General features: G+C 69.4%; 13 protein-coding genes and 4 tRNA genes. 9 read left to right on the top strand and 8 right to left on the bottom strand.

Annotated features, from left to right (window positions below; translation table 11 throughout):
- Nucleotides 1-196 precede the first annotated feature (196 nt).
- The 7 genes from purS (at nt 197) to purM (ending at nt 7,810) form a co-directional block, all read left to right on the top strand.
- Nucleotides 197-469, top strand: coding sequence for a phosphoribosylformylglycinamidine synthase subunit PurS (gene purS / locus ASD48_RS38140; RefSeq protein WP_057606438.1), 273 nt, complete (start codon nt 197-199; stop codon nt 467-469).
- Complete coding sequence (gene purQ / locus ASD48_RS38145) at nt 466-1,146, top strand: phosphoribosylformylglycinamidine synthase subunit PurQ (RefSeq protein WP_020131277.1); 681 nt, start codon at nt 466-468, stop codon at nt 1,144-1,146. The genes purS and purQ overlap by 4 nt, the downstream gene beginning before the upstream one ends.
- Nucleotides 1,143-3,401: a phosphoribosylformylglycinamidine synthase subunit PurL gene (gene purL / locus ASD48_RS38150; protein WP_057606439.1), complete on the top strand. Its 2,259-nt coding sequence runs from the start codon at nt 1,143-1,145 to the stop codon at nt 3,399-3,401. The genes purQ and purL overlap by 4 nt, the downstream gene beginning before the upstream one ends.
- Nucleotides 3,402-3,533: 132 nt before the next feature.
- A complete protein-coding gene (locus ASD48_RS38155) occupies nt 3,534-4,331 on the top strand; it encodes a maleylpyruvate isomerase family mycothiol-dependent enzyme (RefSeq protein ID WP_057606440.1) in 798 nt (265 codons plus the stop codon).
- Nucleotides 4,332-4,403: 72 nt separating this feature from the next.
- Nucleotides 4,404-4,886 carry an META domain-containing protein gene (locus tag ASD48_RS38160; protein WP_057606441.1) on the top strand — a complete coding sequence of 161 codons (483 nt, stop codon included), beginning with the start codon at nt 4,404-4,406 and terminating at the stop codon, nt 4,884-4,886.
- Between the two features lie 254 nt (nt 4,887-5,140).
- Complete coding sequence (gene purF, locus ASD48_RS38165) at nt 5,141-6,667, top strand: amidophosphoribosyltransferase (RefSeq protein WP_057606442.1); 1,527 nt, start codon at nt 5,141-5,143, stop codon at nt 6,665-6,667.
- Nucleotides 6,668-6,709: 42 nt separating this feature from the next.
- Nucleotides 6,710-7,810: a phosphoribosylformylglycinamidine cyclo-ligase gene (gene purM / locus ASD48_RS38170; RefSeq protein ID WP_199876161.1), complete on the top strand. Its 1,101-nt coding sequence runs from the start codon at nt 6,710-6,712 to the stop codon at nt 7,808-7,810.
- Between the two features lie 102 nt (nt 7,811-7,912).
- Here the strand turns inward: purM and ASD48_RS38175 are convergent, their stop codons facing one another.
- Both ASD48_RS38175 and ASD48_RS38180 read right to left on the bottom strand, forming a co-directional pair.
- Complete coding sequence (locus ASD48_RS38175) at nt 7,913-8,173, bottom strand: DUF3073 domain-containing protein (protein WP_020131270.1); 261 nt, start codon at nt 8,171-8,173, stop codon at nt 7,913-7,915.
- Nucleotides 8,174-8,483: 310 nt separating this feature from the next.
- A complete protein-coding gene (locus ASD48_RS38180; protein WP_057606444.1) occupies nt 8,484-9,584 on the bottom strand; it encodes a Glu/Leu/Phe/Val dehydrogenase dimerization domain-containing protein in 1,101 nt (366 codons plus the stop codon).
- A 188-nt stretch (nt 9,585-9,772) separates the two neighbouring features.
- Between ASD48_RS38180 and ASD48_RS38185 the strand changes: the two genes are divergently transcribed.
- Together ASD48_RS38185 and bldC are read left to right on the top strand one after the other, a co-directional pair.
- On the top strand, nt 9,773-10,615 hold the full coding sequence (locus ASD48_RS38185) for a hypothetical protein (RefSeq protein WP_057606445.1): 843 nt from the start codon (nt 9,773-9,775) through the stop codon (nt 10,613-10,615).
- Between the two features lie 603 nt (nt 10,616-11,218).
- Nucleotides 11,219-11,425 (top strand): developmental transcriptional regulator BldC, encoded by a 207-nt coding sequence (gene bldC / locus ASD48_RS38190; protein WP_003949541.1) that lies wholly within the window; start codon nt 11,219-11,221, stop codon nt 11,423-11,425.
- Nucleotides 11,426-11,915: 490 nt separating this feature from the next.
- Here the strand turns inward: bldC and ASD48_RS38195 are convergent, their stop codons facing one another.
- The 6 genes from ASD48_RS38195 to ASD48_RS38220 all read right to left on the bottom strand — a co-directional run bounded on the left by ASD48_RS38195 (nt 11,916) and on the right by ASD48_RS38220 (nt 16,909).
- Nucleotides 11,916-12,107, bottom strand: coding sequence for a DUF6274 family protein (locus ASD48_RS38195; RefSeq protein ID WP_057606446.1), 192 nt, complete (start codon nt 12,105-12,107; stop codon nt 11,916-11,918).
- Nucleotides 12,108-12,372: 265 nt separating this feature from the next.
- Nucleotides 12,373-12,447, bottom strand: a tRNA-Asp gene (locus ASD48_RS38200).
- A gap of 94 nt (nt 12,448-12,541) precedes the next feature.
- Nucleotides 12,542-16,510, bottom strand: coding sequence for an ATP-dependent RNA helicase HrpA (gene hrpA / locus ASD48_RS38205; RefSeq protein WP_057606447.1), 3,969 nt, complete (start codon nt 16,508-16,510; stop codon nt 12,542-12,544).
- A 116-nt stretch (nt 16,511-16,626) separates the two neighbouring features.
- Nucleotides 16,627-16,700 (bottom strand) — tRNA-Phe (locus ASD48_RS38210).
- 23 nt (nt 16,701-16,723) lie between these two features.
- Nucleotides 16,724-16,798: transfer RNA gene (locus ASD48_RS38215), tRNA-Asp, on the bottom strand.
- Nucleotides 16,799-16,836: 38 nt separating this feature from the next.
- Nucleotides 16,837-16,909 (bottom strand) — tRNA-Glu (locus ASD48_RS38220).
- Nucleotides 16,910-16,911: the final 2 nt, after the last annotated feature.

The following is a 16,911-nucleotide window of genomic DNA, read 5'->3' on the forward strand; positions in this document are numbered from 1 at the left end:
GCAATAGGGAACGTCGGTGCACCCCGGATCTTTCCCTGAAATTTTCGCCAAGGCACTGGTCCGATACCTGATCGTGATGGCGCTCACGTAGTTTCCTACAACTCTACCCGCGTAGAAATTTTGTACGGGTAGTCTGAAGACACCTGTTGGAGACACCCGCAGGCACCTGCTCAGCACCACACCACCGGGAGTGCCAGTGGCACGCGTCGTAGTCGACGTCATGCTCAAGCCGGAGATCCTCGACCCCCAGGGCCAGGCGGTGCAGCGCGCACTGCCGCGGCTGGGTTTCGAAGGCATCTCCGACGTACGTCAGGGAAAGCGATTCGAACTGGAAGTTGACGGGCCGGTCGACGACGCCGCCCTCGCCCGCATCCACGATCTTGCGGAATCCTTCCTCGCGAACACCGTGATCGAGGACTTCACCGTCAAGGTCGAGTCGGAAGAAGCAGTAGCGGGAGCCGCGAAGTGACCGCTCGTATTGGCGTCGTCACTTTCCCGGGCAGCCTCGACGACCGGGACACTCAGCGTGCGATCCGCCTCGCGGGTGCCGAACCCGTCGCTCTCTGGCACAAGGACAAGAACCTCCATCAGGTGGACGCCGTGGTGCTGCCCGGCGGTTTCTCCTACGGCGACTATCTGCGTGCCGGAGCCATCTCCCGCTTCTCGCCGGTGATGGAGACCGTCATCGAGCAGGCGAAGGCCGGTCTTCCGGTCCTGGGCATCTGCAACGGCTTCCAGATCCTCACGGAGGCCCACCTGCTGCCCGGCGGGATGCTCGGCAACGACCACCTCCACTTCATCTGCCGCGACCAGAAGCTGCGGGTGGAGAACGCGGAGACCGCCTGGACCGCCGACTACGAGGCGGGCCAGGAGATCCACATCCCGCTGAAGAACATGGACGGCCGGTACGTCGCCGACGAGCGCACCCTCGACCAGCTCGAGGCCGAGGGGCGGGTCGTCTTCCGCTACCTGGACGTCAACCCCAACGGCAGCCTCCGGGACATCGCCGGCATCACCAACGAGGCCGGCAACGTCGTGGGCCTCATGCCGCACCCGGAGCACGCCGTCGAGCCCCTCGTGGGCTCCGGCCGCACCGACGGTCTCCCGTTCTTCACCTCGATCCTCAAGAAGCTGGTCAACGCATGAGCCGGACGCCTCTGGACACGGTCGAGCACGCGGCCGAGACCCCCGACGTCGAGCTGCCCTGGGCCGAACTCGGTCTGAAGAAGGACGAGTACGAGCGCGTGGTCGAGATCCTCGGCCGCCGCCCGACCGGCGCCGAGCTGGCCATGTACTCGGTCATGTGGTCCGAGCACTGCTCGTACAAGTCCTCCAAGGTCCACCTCCGCCAGTTCGGTGAGAAGGCCCCCCAGTCCGACGCGCTGCTCGTGGGCATCGGCGAGAACGCGGGCGTCGTCGACGTCGGCCAGGGCTACGCGGTCACCTTCAAGGTCGAGTCGCACAACCACCCCTCGTACGTCGAGCCCTACCAGGGCGCGGCCACGGGCGTGGGCGGCATCGTCCGCGACATCATCGCGATGGGCGCGCGTCCGGTCGCGGTCGTGGACCCGCTGCGCTTCGGCGCCGCCGACCACCCCGACACCAAGCGCGTCCTGCCGGGCGTCGTGGCCGGCATCGGCGGCTACGGCAACTGCCTGGGCCTGCCGAACATCGGCGGCGAGGTCGTCTTCGACGCCTGCTACCAGGGCAACCCGCTGGTCAACGCCGGTGCCATCGGTGTGATGCGGCACGAGGACATCCACCTCGCGAAGGCCTCCGGCGCCGGCAACAAGGTCATCCTCTACGGGGCCCGGACCGGCGGCGACGGCATCGGCGGCGCGTCGATCCTCGCCTCCGAGACGTTCGACGACGCCAAGCCGTCGAAGCGCCCGGCCGTGCAGGTCGGCGACCCCTTCCAGGAGAAGCTCCTCATCGAGTGCACCCTGGAGGCCTTCCGGGAGAAGCTCGTCGTCGGCATCCAGGACCTCGGCGCGGCCGGCCTGTCCTGCGCGACGTCCGAGCTGGCCTCCAACGGCTCCGGCGGCATGCGCGTGACGCTGGACGACGTACCGCTGCGCGACTCCACGCTCTCGCCCGAGGAGATCCTCATGAGCGAGTCGCAGGAGCGCATGTGCGCGGTCGTCGAGCCGGCGAAGGTCGACCGGTTCCTGGAGATCTGCGACAAGTGGGACGTCATCGCGACCGTCATCGGTGAGGTGACCGACGGCGACCGGCTGGAGATCTTCTGGCACGGCGGCAAGATCGTCGACGTCGACCCGCGGACCGTGGCCCACGACGGTCCCGTCTACGAGCGCCCCTACGCCCGCCCGGAGTGGCAGGACGCCCTCCAGGCCGACGACGCGAACCGGCTGGCCCGGCCCACGACCGGCGCCGAGCTCAGGGAGCAGGTGCTCAAGCTGGTCGCCTCGCCCAACCAGGCGTCCAAGAAGTGGATCACCTCGCAGTACGACCACTTCGTGCAGGGCAACACCGTCCTCGCGCAGCCCGAGGACTCCGGCATGATCCGGATCGACGAGGAGACCGGCCTCGGCGTCGCCATCGCGACCGACGGCAACGGCCGGTACGCCAAGCTCGACCCCTACGCGGGCGCGCAGCTGGCCCTCTCCGAGGCCTACCGGAACGTGGCGACGACCGGCGCCAAGCCGCTCGCCGTATCCGACTGCCTGAACTTCGGCTCGCCCGAGGACCCGGCGGTGATGTGGCAGTTCGCGGAGGCCATCCGCGGCCTCGCGGACGCCTGCCAGCAGCTGGGCACCCCGGTGACCGGCGGCAACGTCTCCCTCTACAACCAGACGGGCGACGTGGCCATCCACCCGACCCCGGTGGTGGCCGTGCTCGGCGTGATCGACGATGTCGCCCGCCGCACGCCCGTCGCCTTCCGGGAGGAGGGCCAGCTGCTCTACCTCCTCGGCGACACACGTGAGGAGTTCGGCGGTTCGGCCTGGTCCCAGGTCGTCCACGACCACCTCGGCGGTCTGCCCCCGAAGGTCGACCTGGAGCGGGAGCGGCTGCTCGGCGAGATCCTGATCTCCGCCTCCCGCGACGGCATGATCGACGCCGCGCACGACCTGTCCGACGGCGGTCTGATCCAGGCGGTCGTCGAGTCGGCGCTGCTCGGCGGCAAGGGCGCGCGGCTGGTCGTACCGGACGGGCTCGACGCCTTCACCCTCCTGTTCTCCGAGTCGGCGGGCCGTGCCGTGGTGGCCGTCCCGCGCTCCGAGGAGCTCCGTTTCAACGACATGTGCGGGGCGCGCGGTCTGCCCGCCACCCGCATCGGTGTCGTCGACGGCGACACGGTCGAGCTGCAGGGCGAGTTCGAGCTGTCCCTGGAGGAGCTGCGCAAGGCCCACGAGGACACCATCCCGGCGCTGCTCGCGTAAGCACCCGCGGCGTCTGTACGGCGGTCCAGGCCTCGCCCGTTCCCACGGGCGGGGCCTTCGTCGTGCCGTCACGCGGTCGCGCGGAGCAGCGGGACGGCCCCGGTGTCACAGGCGCCCACTAGGCTCACCGCCATGCCCCCGGCCAGGAAACGCACCCGCGCGTACGACCCCGCCAAGATCCGTACCGCCGTCACCGCGCAGTTCGGGAACGTACGGCGGGCCGTGGCCGGCCTCGGTCCCGAGCAGCTCGCGCTGTCCACGCGGCTGCCGGGCTGGACCGTGCGGGACCTGGCCGCGCACGTGACCATGGCGGTGGCGACCGTGAGCCGCAACCTCGACCGGGACGAGCCGCCGAAGGCGGAACTCACCCTCCTGGAGTGGCCGTTCGCCACCGCCCGGCGGGCCGCCGACATCTCCGACGGCACCCGGGAGCTCGCCGCGGCCCACCCCGACCTGAACGCCCTGTTCGCCCGCACCGAGGAGCGCGTCGCCGAGGCCCTCGCCACCGCCCCCGGCGACCGCCTCCTCGCCACCCGCACCGGCGCGATGAGCCTCGCCGACTACCTCGTCACCCGGACCGTCGAACTCGTCGTCCACACCGACGACCTGAACGCCGCCGTCCCCGGCCTGGACATCCCGTACGACCGCCAGGCGCTCGCCGCAGCCACCCGGCTCCTCGCCGACGCCCTCGCCGCCAGGGCGCCCGGTGGTGCGACGGAGGTGCGGATCCCGCCGTACGCCGTCGTGCAGTGTGTCGAGGGCCCACGGCACACCCGGGGCACCCCGCCCAACGTCGTCGAGACGGACCCGCTGACCTGGATCCGGCTGGCCACGGGCCGGGTGACCTGGGAGGACGCCGTGGATCAGGCGAAGGTCGCGGCGAGCGGCGAGCGGGCCGACCTCACGGCCCTGCTGCCCCTCATGTCCTGAAGCCTGTCCCGAAACCTGTCCTGAATCCGACCCCAGCGGGAACCGGCGCCCCACCTGCCCCGTCGAACCGGCATGTACAGGCAGAGGCACAGCCCTACGCACACGTACAGGCGGCGCCTGACGCTGACCGCGGCCGTCCTGCTCCTCCCGCTCGCCGCGGCCTGCGGCAGTGAGCAGGCGGACGGCGAGCGGCCCGGCAGCGGGGCGGTGAGCGCCGAGCAGCCCGTCACCGGTGTCCGCTGGAACGTCGACAGCGTCACCGTGGACGGCACCACCCACCGGGCCCCGGCCGGCGCGCACGTCGAGATCCGGGACGGCAAGGCGGCGGGCAGTTACGGCTGCAACAACTTCACCGCCAAGGCCGCCGTCGAGGGCGACAGCGTCCGGTTCAGCGACGCCAGGTCGACCAGGATGGCCTGCGCGGACCAGCCGATGGACTTCGAGCGCACGCTGGCCGGAACCCTCGCCGAGGGCGCCCTCAGCGCCGAGGTCGACGGCAGCACGCTGACGCTCGCCACGGCCGACGGCGATCAGGTCCTGCTGACCAGGAAATGACCCGCGGGCGGCTCCCCGGCCCGGCCGGAGCGCGCCCGTCGGCCCCGCTGGTGTGCGACACCTCACTCGCCCCGGCGGAACGGGTGCTCGGGCGGTCGCCCCCGGGACCCGCCGCACCCTCCAATGGATCACCATATCCGGCCATTGACCTGCGGAAATGAGTCGATCATGGAGATGGCGGCCGACCGGTGATCGAGTTACCGGCGGGTATCCCCAATTCGGACCAGTGGTCGATCTCGCCTACACTCGGTGGCGTGCCACGTGGTGACGGTCGACTCAGTCATGATCTGCTCCCCGGCGAGAAAGGCCCCCAGGACGCTTGCGGCGTCTTCGGAGTCTGGGCTCCCGGTGAAGAGGTCGCCAAGCTCACTTACTTCGGGCTCTACGCCCTCCAGCATCGAGGTCAGGAATCCGCGGGGATCGCGGTCAGCAACGGCTCCCAGATCCTCGTCTTCAAGGACATGGGCCTCGTGTCCCAGGTCTTCGACGAGACCTCGCTCGGTTCGCTCCAGGGTCATATCGCGGTCGGACACGCCCGCTACTCGACCACCGGTGCCTCCGTGTGGGAGAACGCCCAGCCGACGTTCCGTGCCACCGCGCACGGCTCGATCGCGCTCGGTCACAACGGCAACCTCGTCAACACCGCCCAGCTCGCCGAGATGGTCGCCGACCTGCCCAAGCAGGAAGGCCGCACCCCGCGCGTCGCGGCGACCAACGACACCGACCTGCTCACCGCGCTGCTCGCGGCCCAGGTCGACGAGGACGGCAAGCCGCTGACCATCGAGGAGGCGGCCCACCAGGTCCTTCCGCAGGTCAAGGGCGCCTTCTCGCTCGTCTTCATGGACGAGCACACCCTCTACGCCGGCCGCGACCCGCAGGGCATCCGCCCGCTGGTCCTCGGCCGCCTGGAGCGCGGCTGGGTGGTCGCCTCCGAGTCCGCCGCCCTCGACATCTGCGGCGCCGCCTACGTCCGTGAGATCGAGCCCGGCGAGTTCATCGCCATCGACGAGAACGGACTGCGGACCTCCCGGTTCGCGGAAGCGAAGCCCAAGGGCTGTGTCTTCGAGTACGTGTACCTGGCCCGCCCGGACACCGACATCGCCGGCCGGAACGTGTACCTCTCACGCGTGGAGATGGGCCGCAAGCTGGCCAAGGAAGCGCCGGTCGAAGCCGACCTGGTGATAGCGACCCCGGAGTCCGGAACCCCGGCCGCCATCGGTTACGCGGAGGCCTCCGGCATCCCCTTCGGCGCGGGTCTCGTGAAGAACGCGTACGTCGGCCGGACGTTCATCCAGCCCTCGCAGACCATCCGCCAGCTCGGTATCCGCCTGAAGCTGAACCCGCTCAAGGAAGTCATCAAGGGCAAGCGCCTGGTCGTCGTCGACGACTCGATCGTGCGCGGCAACACCCAGCGGGCCCTGGTGCGCATGCTCCGCGAGGCGGGCGCGGCCGAGGTCCACATCCGGATCTCCTCGCCGCCCGTGAAGTGGCCCTGCTTCTTCGGCATCGACTTCGCCACGCGCGCGGAGCTCATCGCCAACGGCATGACCATCGACGAGATCGGCACCTCCCTGGGCGCCGACTCCCTCTCCTACATCTCCATCGACGGCATGATCGAGGCGACCACCATCGCCAAGCCGAACCTCTGCCGCGCCTGCTTCGACGGCGAGTACCCGATGGAGCTCCCGGACCCCGAGCTGCTCGGCAAGCAGCTCCTGGAGACCGAGCTGGCCGCGGGTCCCGCAGCCACGGCCGCGGCTGACGCCATCCGTCGCCCGTAGCGCCGCAGAGCCCCGTTTCACCAACCCGAAAGATCCCAGGCAATGGCTTCTGTGTCTGATCAGTCCCCTCCGGCCACGGGCAGTGCCTCCGGCGCGTCCTACGCGGCTGCCGGAGTCGACATCGAGGCGGGCGACCGCGCCGTAGAGCTGATGAAGGAGTGGGTGAAGAAGACGCAGCGCCCCGAGGTTCTCGGCGGCCTCGGCGGCTTCGCCGGCCTCTTCGACGCCTCCGCGCTCAAGCGTTTCGAGCGTCCGCTGCTCGCCTCCGCCACGGACGGCGTCGGCACGAAGGTCGACGTTGCGCGCCGGCTCGGCGTGTACGACACCATCGGCCACGACCTGGTCGCCATGGTCATGGACGACATCGTGGTGTGCGGCGCCGAACCGCTGTTCATGACCGACTACATCTGCGTCGGAAAGGTCCACCCCGAGCGGGTGGCCGCCATCGTCAAGGGCATCGCCGAGGGCTGTGTGCTCGCCGGCTGCGCCCTGGTCGGCGGCGAGACGGCCGAGCACCCGGGTCTGCTGGGCGAGGACGACTTCGACGTGGCCGGCGCCGGTACGGGCGTCGTGGAGGCCGACCGGCTGCTCGGCCCGGATCGCATCCGCACGGGTGACACGGTGATCGCCATGGCGGCCTCCGGTCTTCACTCGAACGGATACTCCCTGGTTCGGCACGTCCTGCTGAACCAGGCCGGGCTGTCCCTGGAGGCGCGGATCGACGACCTCGGGCGCACTCTCGGCGAAGAGCTCCTGGAGCCCACCAAGATCTACTCGCTGGACTGCCTGGCGCTCACCCGCACCACGGACGTGCACGCCTTCTCGCACATCACCGGCGGCGGCCTCGCGGCCAACCTGGCCCGCGTGATCCCGGACGGGCTGCACGCCGTCGTGGAGCGCTCCACCTGGACCCCGGCCCCGATCTTCGACCTGGTCGGCAGGACCGGCTCCGTCGAGCGCCTGGAGCTGGAGAAGACCCTGAACATGGGCGTCGGCATGATGGCGATCGTGCCCGGGGAATCGACGGACGTGGCCCTGGCGACGCTCGCCGACCGCGGCGTGGAGGCCTGGGTCGCCGGCGAGATCACCGAGCGCGGCGAGCACCCGACGGGCGCGGAGCTTGTCGGGGACTACGCAGGCTGAGGACCGGGCGGGCCCGCGACCGGGCAGGCCCGTGACCTTGTAGGCAGCACAAGACCCGGTCGGTGACCGAAGTCACCGACCGGGCGGGTGCTCAGTACAAGGTCAAGCGCCGCGACGGTGTTGCGAGGAATCCTCGCCGTCATCCTCGTCGTCGTCCCCGTACAGCTCGGCGTACCGGGCGTACGGGTCGTCGTCTTGCTCATCGTCATCGTCATCGTCCTCGAATGGCTCACCATTCGGCGGAATATTCGATGGCGATGCGCCCAGCTCTTCGGCCAGGCGTGAGAGATCTGTCCCGCCGCTGTTGTACTTCAGCTGGCGGGCGACCTTCGCTTGCTTGGCCTTGGCCCGGCCGCGCCCCATGGCTCGACCCCCTCAACGACGGGGCTCGACGGCCCCAGGTTGACACGCGTTCATGATCCAGGACGGTCTCTCCGTGGAGAGCCCGTCGTAGGGCTCCCACGGTACCTGAGCCCACGCCCGTACGGTACGTCGCCCGTAGCACGCGCGTGTGCGCAGCACCTTTCGGTCGCCCCGTCCTCGCTGGTCAGTGGCGATTTTAACCACTTATTGGTGGCCGACCCGCCGGGAAGAGTGAGAGTTCTCTCCAACTTTCCTCCCGGCGGTACCGCCGAGACCCCCTCAGGGGTCGCCGCGGGGCCCTACGCGGGGGTCACCAGCCGCGCGCCTGGGCGGCCTCGTGCATCCGCTGCTCGGCGATCCGGTCGGCCGCCGCGGCCGGCGGAATCCCGTCCGCCTTCGCACGTGCGAAGATGGCGAGCGTGGTGTCGAAGATCTTCGCGGCCTTCGCCCTGCACCGGTCGAAGTCGAATCCGTGCAGCTCGTCGGCGACCTGGATGACCCCGCCGGCGTTCACCACGTAGTCCGGCGCGTAGAGGATCCCGCGGTCGGCGAGGTCCTTCTCCACACCGGGGTGGGCGAGCTGGTTGTTGGCCGCGCCACAGACGATCTTCGCCGTCAGCACCGGCACGGAGTCGTCGCTCAGCGCACCGCCGAGGGCGCAGGGCGCGTAGATGTCGAGTCCCTCGATCCCGATCAGGCGCTCGGTGTCGGCGACCACCTCCACCGAGGGGTGCTTGTCCGCGATCCGCCGCACGGCTTCCCGGCGCACGTCCGTGATCACGATCCGGGCGCCCTCCGCCAGCAGGTGCTCCACCAGGTGGTGGCCGACCTTGCCGACGCCCGCGATGCCGACCGTGCGGTCCCGCAGCGACGGGTCGCCCCACAGGTGCTGCGCGGAGGCCCGCATGCCCTGGTAGACGCCGAAGGCGGTCAGCACGGACGAGTCGCCGGCCCCGCCGTTCTCCGGTGAGCGACCGGTCGTCCAGCGGCACTCCCGGGCCACGACGTCCATGTCGGCGACGTAGGTGCCGACGTCGCAGGCGGTCACGTACCGACCGCCGAGCGAGGCCACGAAACGGCCGTAGGCGAGCAGCAGCGCTTCGGTCTTGATCGTGTCGGGATCACCGATGATCACGGCCTTGCCGCCGCCGTGGTCCAGACCGGCCATGGCGTTCTTGTACGACATCCCGCGCGCGAGGTTCAGCGCGTCGGCGACGGCCTCCGCCTCGGTCGCGTACGGGTAGAAGCGGGTACCGCCGAGGGCCGGGCCCAGAGCGGTGGAGTGGAGGGCGATGACGGCCTTGAGGCCGCTGGCGCGGTCCTGGCAGAGCACGACTTGCTCATGACCGCCCTGGTCCGAGTGGAACAGGGTGTGCAGTACATCAGCAGGTGCGCCGGAAACGTCGGTCACTGTGGTGACTCCCGGGTATCGAGCGGCGATCGGGACGCAGGCACCGTAAGGGTGGCGGGCCTGATGGACTGAGCGTAGAGCCTGCCCGGCCCGCCGACCTCGCAGTGTCGGGGATCACCTTCTCCCGGAGTACCGCCATGGGACGATTCGCAGGGTTTCCCGATCGGCCGAAGGGGGAGGGAGCAGGCGTGCCCAAGGTGTCCTCGGTGGTCGTTCCGTACGCGGTCTATCTGCGTGTGTACGAGCCGCTGGCCGCCTTCTCCGAGCCCGAGCGCACCCACTGGGCGCGCTACGCCGGCCGCCCCGAGCTCCCCTCCTACCAGGACGAGCTGCGCCGTTCGCTGGCCGACCTGCTGCCCACCCCGCCGGTCGCGGTGCCCGTGCACGAGAGCGGCGACGCGTTCCTGGCACAGGTGGACGGGGTGCTCTGTGTCTGCCCCTGGCGCACCCGGCTGCGCGGCTGGCTGGCCCTGGCGGAGCTGGACGACGAGCTGCCCCGGCCGGTCCTGGAGGCGGCACTGCCCGAGGTCGTGCGCCTGGAGGCGGCCAAGGACCACGAGCGGTGGCTGGAACGCAACCCCGATGCCCGCCCGTGGATCCGTACCGCCGTCTGGCAGGTGCCCCTGAACTGGTTCGTGCTCGTCTCCGACGAGGAGCGGGAGTACGAGAAGGGGACGGCGGAGGTGTCGCCCGTGCTGCGCTACCGCACCCCGATGGTGCAGGCGCGTCGCAGGGTGGCCCGGTCGCTGCGGACGCTGAAGGACACCATGGACGGCGGACCGCTCGTCGACGGCCTGATGGACGTGGGGCGCTGGCTCGAGGAGTTCCATCCGCGTTCGCTGGTGGAACTGGATTACGGCGGTCTGGTGCACGTGCTGCCGGCGGGTGATCTGGAGGACGATCACTCGGCGAAGGACGTGGCCGAGGGCATCGAGGCGCTGCGGGTCGGCGACGGCGCGGCGGCCGGCGAGGCGTACGCGCGGCTCGTCGAGCGCTGGCGGTCGGTACGGGAGCGGCGCTCGGCGAACTGACGGCCGCCGCGGGTCCGCACGGCCGCCGACCTCCCGCGCTTGCTGTGATCTGACGATGTGACAGACGCGACAGCTCTTCCGGTAGTGACGTACGTCACGGCCGTAAAGCAGTGGAACAGCGTACGGTCAACCGCACTTCACGGAACTGACGGGACGTAGGTCCCGATCCGGGCTTATGTCGCAAGGGTGATGGAACGCACGTACACGGCCCTTGCGTCGCTTGCCCCTCCTCGTGCCAAAATAGGACAAGGAGTCCGGGGAGGGCTCCATCCGCCTGCTTATGCTCCATCGTGGGGGGAATCTCAGCATTGCAGCGCTTTGGGGGGTCTGATGCCTCCTGATCGTCCTGTGACTGATCGTCACAGTGGCGTGACTGTCCGCTATGGCATGGTCCATCGGCTTCCGTCGCCGATGAACACCTGGGGGGCAATTCCATCGGTTTGGCCGACGCGGCTGGACGGATGGTGTAGTTGTAGTGCCGAGGACAAGCCGTTCGTCCTATAACCGACTCGACTCGCGTCCGCCATTTCGGGCAACGCGGGTCAAGGTGCAGAATTTAGAGGAAAGAACCGAGAAGGTTCGGTTCTCCCGAGGAGGCCGCTCATGACCGCTCGCACCCCTGATGCTGAGCCGCTGCTGACCCCGGCTGAGGTCGCCACCATGTTCCGTGTCGACCCCAAGACGGTCACGCGGTGGGCGAAGGCCGGCAAGCTCACATCGATTCGTACGCTCGGCGGACATCGCCGTTATCGCGAGGCCGAGGTCCGCGCACTGCTTGCGGGCATCCCGCAGCAGCGCAGCGAGGCCTGAACAAGTGAATAACCGGGCAACACGTCAGGTCCCCCAACCTGTTCGGACGCCCGAAACCTAGCTACAAGCGACGTGGGTCCTGCCCCAACAGGCCCCTCGCCCATCGGGAACGTCGTCGATCGCGCTGGACTCCGCCGGGTCCAGCGCGATCTTTTTTGTGCGCTTGAGACTGCTTGAGGTTGCTCGGCCGGTCGTATCAGGTGGCTCTGTGAGCGGCCTTGTCGGAGTCTGGGGAGGCTCTGGGAGGGTTCCTGGGGGCATCCTCCGGAGTGGTGCAATTGCACATATAAAATTGACCAGTTGTAGGAGCCTGGTAAGAACCCGGCTTTTCAAAACTCATGCCGTGACACCCGTCACATGACGGCAGCCTTGTTGCCTCTGGCTCAGGTGCGCTAAAGGAAGCGCGCGTTCCAGCACCCCACGCGGGCAAGGCCGTTGGCGGCCGCGCGTGCGGCCGCCGGGCGCGGCCGGAGCGCGTGAGGGCGCCGGATCACGTCGTCGGGGGACTCTCGCCCTCCACGGCCCCTTCAGGGGCCTCCGTGCCCCGTGGGGTGCCGTCCATCGCCAGCCGCAGCAAGCGGTGGCAGATCGGGCAGTGGCGGGTCAGATGCCGGTAGGGGGTCGCGGCCGACAGGTGCGCGCGAAGCAGTGCCCGCGTCTCGTGCCTGACCGATGCCGCCATGCCCCACCTCCGTCGGGGCCACGCGGAAACGGGCCCTGGCTTCTGGGGTACCGGCGGAAGGTGACGGCGTCAAGGGAGCGGCGGACAACGCGAAGAGCCCGGATCCGAGGATCCGGGCTCTGTGCCGTACCCGATCGCGGCCGTCCCGCGGGCGCGGCCGCCGTCCTCGCGGAGTGACCGGCAGGTCGGGCGGCGGGTCGGCGCAGGTGGCGACACGAGTGAGGCCCGCTTCCCTTACCGGGAAGCGGGCCTCACTCGTTCACTGCGGTCCTGACGGGATTTGAACCCGCGGCCTCCACCTTGACAGGGTGGCGAGCACTCCAAACTGCTCCACAGGACCAGGTTTTGCGGCACTTGATGTTGCGCTGTGCTGCGAGAAGGACTGTACAGGAGGGTGAGCCCGCCGGTCGAACTCACCCTCCGTACGGGAGCCGTTACGGCGCCAGCGCGTCGATCGCCTTCACGATCCGCTTGTCGGAGACCGCGTACGCCGTGCCCAGCGCGTGGGCGAAATAGCTGACCCGGAGCTCCTCGATCATCCAGCGGACGTCCAGGACCTGCTGGGGAACCGGCCGGCCCTGCGGCAGCTGCTCCAGCAGCCACGCGTACTCGTCCTGCATCTCGTGGACCTTCTCCATGCGGCTGGTGTCCCGCTGGACGCCGGTCGGCATCTGCTGGAGCCGCCGGTCCGCGGCCACCAGGTAGCGCATGAGGTCGGGCAGGCGGCGCAGCCCCGCCCAGGTCACGAAGCCGGGCTTCACGAGGGCGTCCAGCTGTGTGCGCACGTCCGCCAGGTTCGCGAGCAGCACGGGGCTGCGTACGCCCTTCAAGCGGCGCTCACAGGCCTGCCAGGCGGCCAGGACCTGCTGGACCTGGCCGACCGTCCGCACCGTCGTGTCGACGATCTCCGCGCGGACCTTCTCGTAGAGCTTCCGGTACGACTCCTCGTCCCAGGCCGGACCGCCGAAGTCGGCGATCAGCCGGTCCGCCGTCGCCATCGCGCAGTCGTCGAACAGCGCCTGGATCGAACCGTGCGGATTCGCGGACAGCGCGAGCTTCTGGGCGTTCGTCAGCTTCTCGGATGCGAACTTTGCCGGATTGACCGGGATGGTGCGCAGGATCAGCCGGCGCGTGCCCTTCCACATCGCCTCCGCCTGCTCCGCCTCCGTGTCGAAGAGGCGCACGGACACGGTGTCCCCGTCGTCGACGAGCGCCGGATACGCCTTCACCGGCTGGCCCGCGCGGCGGGTCTCGAAGACGCGGGCGAGCGAGCCGATCGTCCAGTCCGTCAGGCCCGAACGCTCCAGGGACTCGCCGCCCTGCCGTTCGGCGGTGGCCGCTGCGGCCTGCGAGATGGCCTGCCTCGCCTTCGGCCGCAGCCGGAGCTTCAGGGCCTCGAGGTCCTTGTCCTCGGCCAGGTTGCGGCGCCGCTCGTCGACGATCCGGAAGGTGATCCTCAGATGGTCGGGGAGCCGCGACCAGTCGAAGTCGTCGGCCTCGAACGGGACGTCGACCATGCGCTTCAGCTCACGCGCCATGGTCGTCGTGAGCGGCTCCTGAAGGGGCACCGCCCGGTCCAGGAAACGCTTCGCGAAGTTCGGCGCGGGTACGTAGTGGCGGCGGATCGGCTTGGGGAGGGAACGGATCAGCTCCGTGACGACCTCCTCCCGCAGACCCGGGATCTGCCAGTCGAAGCCCTCGTCCGTGACCTGGTTGAGGACATGCAGCGGGATGTGGACGGTCACACCGTCCGCGTCCGCGCCCGGCTCGAACTGGTACGTCACCCGGAACTTCAGCTGACCCTGCCGCCAGGAGTCCGGATAGTCGGCCTTGGTGACGGCCTCCGCCGACTCCCGGATGAGCATCTCCCGCTCGAAGTCCAGGTAGTCGGGCGTCTCGTGCCGTTTGCGCTTCCACCACGAGTCGAAGTGCGCGCCGGACACGACGTGTTCGGGCACCCGCTGGTCGTAGAAGTCGAACAGCGTCTCGTCGTCCACCACGATGTCCCGGCGCCGGGCGCGGTGTTCCAGCTCCTCGACCTCGCTGAGGAGCCGGCGGTTGTCGGCGAAGAACTTGTGGTGCGTGCGCCAGTCGCCCTCGACCAGCGCGTTGCGGATGAACAGGTCGCGGGAGGTCTCCGGGTCGATCCGCCCGTAGTTCACCTTCCGCTGGGCGATGATCGGGACGCCGTACAGCGTGACCTTCTCGTCGGCCATCACGGCCGCCTGGTCCTTCTCCCAGCGCGGCTCGCTGTACGTCCGCTTCAGCAGGTGCCCGGCGAGCGGCTCGACCCACTCCGGCTCGATCTTCGCGTTGACCCGGGCCCACAAGCGGCTCGTCTCCACCAGCTCGGCGGACATCACGAAGCGCGGCTGCTTCTTGAAGAGGGCCGAACCCGGGAAGATCGCGAACTTGGCGCTCCGCGCGCCCAGGTACTCGTTCTTGTTGCCGTCCTTCACGTCCTTCATGCCGATGTGCGACAGCAGGCCGGCGAGGAGCGAGACATGGACACTCTGCTCGGGCGCGTCCTCCTCGTTCAGATGGATCCCCATCTGCTTGGCGACCGTGCGGAGCTGCGAGTAGATGTCCTGCCACTCACGGATGCGCAGGAAGTTCAGGTACTCCTGCTTGCACATACGCCGGAAGGAGGAGGAACCGCGCTCCTTCTGCTGCTCGCGCACGTACCGCCACAGGTTGAGATAGGCGAGGAAGTCGCTGGTCTCGTCCTTGAAGCGGGCGTGCTGCTGGTCGGCCTGGGTCTGCTTGTCGGCCGGGCGCTCGCGCGGGTCCTGGATGGACAGCGCGGCGGCTATCACCATGACCTCGCGGACACAGCCGTTCTTGTCGGCCTCCAGCACCATCCGCGCGAGGCGCGGGTCGACGGGCAGCTGGGCCAGCTTGCGGCCGGTCTGGGTGAGCCGCCGGCGGGGGTCCTTCTCGGCCGGGTCAAGCGCGTTCAGCTCTTGGAGCAGCTGCACGCCGTCGCGGATGTTGCGGTGGTCCGGCGGGTCGATGAAGGGGAACTTCTCGATGTCGCCGAGGCCCGCCGCGGTCATCTGGAGGATGACGCTCGCCAGGTTCGTACGGAGGATCTCGGCGTCCGTGAACTCCGGGCGGGCGAGGAAGTCGTCCTCGTCGTACAGCCGGATGCAGATGCCGTCACTCGTCCGGCCGCAGCGGCCCTTGCGCTGGTTGGCGCTGGCCTGCGAGACCGGCTCGATGGGCAGGCGCTGGACCTTGGTGCGGTGGCTGTAGCGGCTGATGCGGGCGAAGCCGGGGTCGATGACGTACTTGATGCCCGGGACGGTCAGGGACGTCTCGGCCACGTTCGTCGCCAGAACGATCCTGCGGCCCGTGTGCTGCTGGAAGACCCGGTGCTGCTCGGCGTGCGAGAGCCGGGCGTAGAGGGGCAGCACTTCCGTGAAGCGGTACTTCTTCTTCTCCAGCGCGTCGGCCGTGTCCCGGATCTCCCGTTCACCGGAGAGGAAGACGAGGATGTCGCCCTTCCCTTCGGCCTGGAGCTCCTCGACGGCGTCGCAGATCGCGGTGATCTGGTCGCGGTCGGCGTCGTCGGAGTCCTCTTCGAGGAGCGGCCGGTAGCGGACCTCCACCGGGTACGTCCGCCCGCTGACCTCGACGATCGGGGCCTCGCCGAAGTGCCGGGAGAAACGCTCCGGGTCGATGGTCGCGGAGGTGATGACGACCTTGAGGTCCGGGCGGCGGGGGAGCAGCTGGGCGAGATAGCCCAGCAGGAAGTCGATGTTGAGGGACCGCTCGTGGGCCTCGTCGATGATGATCGTGTCGTACGCGCGCAGCTCGCGGTCGGTCTGGATCTCCGCGAGGAGGATGCCGTCCGTCATCAGCTTCACGAAGGTGGCGTCCGGGTTCACCTGGTCGGTGAACCGGACCTTCCAGCCGACGGCCTCGCCGAGGGGCGTGGCGAGCTCCTCGGCGACCCGCTCGGCGACGGTGCGGGCGGCGATCCGGCGGGGCTGCGTGTGCCCGATCATGCCGCGGACGCCGCGCCCCAGCTCGAGACAGATCTTGGGGATCTGGGTGGTCTTGCCGGACCCGGTCTCACCGGCGACGATGACCACCTGGTGATCACGGATGGCGGCCGCGATCTCGTCCTTCTTCTGGCTGACCGGAAGCTGCTCGGGGTACGAGACGGCGGGCACCCGGCCGCGCCGCAGGACCATCCGCTCCTCGACCTGGGCGACCTCCGCCTCGATCTCGGCGAGGACGGCGGCCCGGGCCTCCGGCTTGCGGATCTTGCGCGCGCCTTCGAGCCTGCGCCCGAGCCGGTGCGCGTCGCGCAGGGACAGCTCGGTCAGGCGGGGGGCGAGGTCGCCGAGGGCGGGAGTGCCCGGAGCGGAGGCGCCGGGAGTGGGGTGCGTAGACATACGCGGTCCAGGATCTCATCTCGGCGAAAGAAGGGGCGAGTGCTTTTGGGCCCGCCCCGTCCGACGCGCAGCGACGAAAACCCCCTCCGGTCGCCCGGAGGGGGTTTTCGTTCTTGTGGCTGGGGCCGGGGTCGAACCGGCGACCTATCGCTTTTCAGGCGATCGCTCGTACCAACTGAGCTACCCAGCCACGAGGTTTCAGTGAAACCTCAGCGGTCCTGACGGGATTTGAACCCGCGGCCTCCACCTTGACAGGGTGGCGAGCACTCCAAACTGCTCCACAGGACCAAGCTGTTGTGTACGACAGTGTCGCACACGGTGTTGCGTGCCCCCAACGGGATTCGAACCCGTGCTACCGCCTTGAAAGGGCGGCGTCCTAGGCCGCTAGACGATGAGGGCTA

The organism is Streptomyces sp. Root1310, from assembly GCF_001426425.1.
Taxonomy (GTDB): domain Bacteria; phylum Actinomycetota; class Actinomycetes; order Streptomycetales; family Streptomycetaceae; genus Streptomyces.